The sequence below is a fragment of the Peribacillus sp. genome (assembly GCF_059453735.1).
Window position 1 is genome coordinate 1 of record NZ_JAZVJO010000065.1, and the last position, 2,973, is coordinate 2,973.

General features: G+C 37.0%; 4 protein-coding genes. All 4 read right to left on the bottom strand.

The features are described from left to right. Window positions 1–210 precede the first annotated feature (210 nt). Window positions 211–924: a 30S ribosomal protein S2 gene (gene rpsB / locus AC52RT_RS02185; protein ID WP_495539227.1), complete on the bottom strand. Its 714-nt coding sequence runs from the start codon at window positions 922–924 to the stop codon at window positions 211–213. A 147-nt stretch (window positions 925–1,071) separates the two neighbouring features. Beyond that, window positions 1,072–1,671 carry a hypothetical protein gene (locus tag AC52RT_RS02190; RefSeq protein WP_495539228.1) on the bottom strand — a complete coding sequence of 200 codons (600 nt, stop codon included), beginning with the start codon at window positions 1,669–1,671 and terminating at the stop codon, window positions 1,072–1,074. A gap of 12 nt (window positions 1,672–1,683) precedes the next feature. Further along, complete coding sequence (locus tag AC52RT_RS02195; protein WP_495539229.1) at window positions 1,684–1,992, bottom strand: hypothetical protein; 309 nt, start codon at window positions 1,990–1,992, stop codon at window positions 1,684–1,686. Between the two features lie 27 nt (window positions 1,993–2,019). Beyond that, window positions 2,020–2,787, bottom strand: coding sequence for a FliA/WhiG family RNA polymerase sigma factor (locus AC52RT_RS02200; RefSeq protein WP_495539230.1), 768 nt, complete (start codon window positions 2,785–2,787; stop codon window positions 2,020–2,022). Between the last annotated feature and the right edge of the window lie 186 nt (window positions 2,788–2,973).

A 2,973-nucleotide genomic window follows, 5' to 3' on the forward strand; every position in this document is an offset into this window, starting at 1 on the left:
CATCATGCCGGCACCTGTTTTTTCACGAAGTTCTTTTACTAACTGAGCTGAAATAGCCATCTTTAAAATCCTCCTCATTTATATGTAACTAAAATGTAATCATAAAATTAGACGTGAATAACGTCTGCCCATTATAGGCAGGTAATCATTAGCCAAAAAAAGGTGATAAAAGGCATTATCCTCTTATCACCTTTTTTTTGGTAGAAATGATTAAGCAGTAGTTGTTTCTGCTGCTGTTTCTTCACCTTGTTTAGCTTCTAAAATCGCATCAGCCATTTTACCAGTCAAAAGCTTAACTGCACGGATTGCATCATCATTCGCAGGAATGATTACATCAATTTCATCCGGATCACAGTTAGTATCAACAATACCAACAAGTGGAATGTTCAATTTATGCGCTTCTGCTACAGCAATACGCTCTTTACGAGGATCGACAACGAAAATAGCATCAGGAATGCCCTTCATATCTTTAATTCCGCCTAAGAATTTTTCAAGGCGTTCTAATTCTTTTTTAAGTTGAATAACTTCTTTTTTAGCAAGAACTTCAAACGTTCCGTTCTCTTCCATTTTTTCGATATCTTTAAGACGCTTAATACGCTTTTGAATTGTTTCAAAGTTTGTAAGCGTTCCGCCCAACCAACGTTGGTTAACATAGAACATACCAGAACGGATAGCTTCATCTTTAACAGATTCTTGAGCTTGCTTTTTAGTACCAACGAAAAGAACAGTTCCTCCGTTAGCAGCGATATCTTTAACGAAGTTATATGCTACATCAACCATCTTCACAGTTTTTTGAAGATCGATGATGTAAATGCCGTTACGCTCAGTGAAGATATATTTCTTCATTTTTGGGTTCCAGCGACGTGTTTGGTGACCGAAGTGTACTCCAGCTTCTAGCAGTTGTTTCATAGAAATTACTGACATTTAATTGTTCCTCCTAGTGGTTTTGTTTCTCCTCCGTGCCGATCATTTCTATACAGAAACTGTTTTAACAGCACCATCTGCATAAATCACGGAACGTGTGTATTAACACCAATTCATAATATAGCATAACTGTAATTTAGAAGCAAGTTATTTTTTTGCTTTTTCGTTGAATCTTAATAACAGTTCAATCTCTGTCTTCCCTTTTTTCAGGGTTCTTGCAATTTCTTCTATTGAATGACCTTTACTAGATAATTGGACAACTTCTTCAACAAGACTCAAAGGAGCTTGGGTATTGTTTTTGATTTCTTTATCCAAGGTCTCACGAAAGCTTTCCTCTTTTACTTTTGCAACATTCTCTGCACTCTTTCCCGAATACGGTGAAAGCTCCAGTTTATCTTGAACGGTTATTGGTAATTCCAGAGAATCTAGAGGTGTTGCAGTCCGGTAGGGATTTGGAGCAGGATAAGGTGAAGCAGCTGTTGATTCACTCTTTATTGAATCGGTTGCCCTCTCACCCTGTTCCTTACTTGCTTTTTTACTTATACGCTGGACATGCTGTATAAGTTCATTATTTTCTGCTTGCATCTCGATCAGGTGAGCAGAAAGAACATCTTCCATTTCAGATATAATGGATTGCTGCTGTTTTTCAAGTTTCGAAAAATTACCTTGTCTAACATACAAAACAATAACTGAGAAAATCGTAAGTATATTAATTAAAAAAAGAACAAATAAAATAAGTGCTGACATTAATATCCCTCTTTATCCGGAATAATCGATACTTTTCCCTTTATACGGGTGATCAGCATTAACCTCTTCCTGTGGAGCTTTTTTTCGTTTTTTGGAGGTATGAAGATAAGCGTCTTTGCTTGACTCCTTTTCGTGAAAGGCAGCTTCGCGCAAACCTTCCTGGCTAATCACAGTGGTTTGCTTTCTTTTTTCTTCCTTATGTACCTCCACTACCGCTTGATCATTAAGAATTTGGTTTTGTCTTTGCAACTGTTCTTGGATTTTCCCTGCATCTAAGGTTCTAGGCAGAGCTGTTTGCAATTCCAAAACTCTCAGGCTCATGACGACCAATCCTTATCTATGATTTACTTATTCATCATGATTTTTCATAATCGTTCGCAGCTTAAAAATGGACTTAGAATGAATCTGTGAAATTCTGGATGTTGATAGACCCATCACATGGCCAATTTCAGTTAATGTTAATTCTTCCTTATAAAACAATTGAAGTACGAGTTGTTCCTTTTCATTTAACGTTTCAATGATTTGAGCCAGTTCTTGATATAATTCCTTCTTTTCCAGCTGTTCGTCCGGAAGGATTGCTTTGATATCTTTGATATGATATCCATTTCCTTCTTTTTCTTCGTTTTCCTGCGGACTTTCATCCATAGAGAGAACATTGGCAAAAAAGTGTTCATTCATCGAACTATATACTTCTTCTTCAGAAATATCTAACGTTTCCGCAATTTCCTTAGGTGAAATGTTACGCATATGCTGCTGCTCTAGCTTTTCAACTACTGCTTCTATTTTCTTTGCTTTTTCTCTAGCACTGCGAGGAAGCCAGTCTTCTTTTCGCAGGCCATCGTAAATTGCTCCACGGATACGGAAGGATGCATACGTATCAAATTTTAAATCCCTGGAAGGGTCAAACCGCTCTAACGCATCAAATAAACCCATTAACCCTAAGCTTCTGATATCATCCCGACTAACGTTTTTTGGCAGGGTGACGGAAATCCTCTGAACGTGATAGGATACAAGAGGCATATACTTCCTCACCAAAATGTCACCTGCTTGGGAATCACGGCAGTCGATCCAATTTTTCCAATATAACTGCTCTTCTCCGGAAGTCAGTTGAGACATGGTATTCCTCCTAACACTAAAAAACTACTAGCTTTTATTGTTATCCAACAACTATTTCTAGTATAACAAAAAATAACCAATTCTTTATATATGCTTAATACCCTATATTTGGGTAAGTAAATCGTGAATTTATGAGAACTGCTTATATTCATTGGTATTGCTTTCATTTATTCACCAAATAGGCAA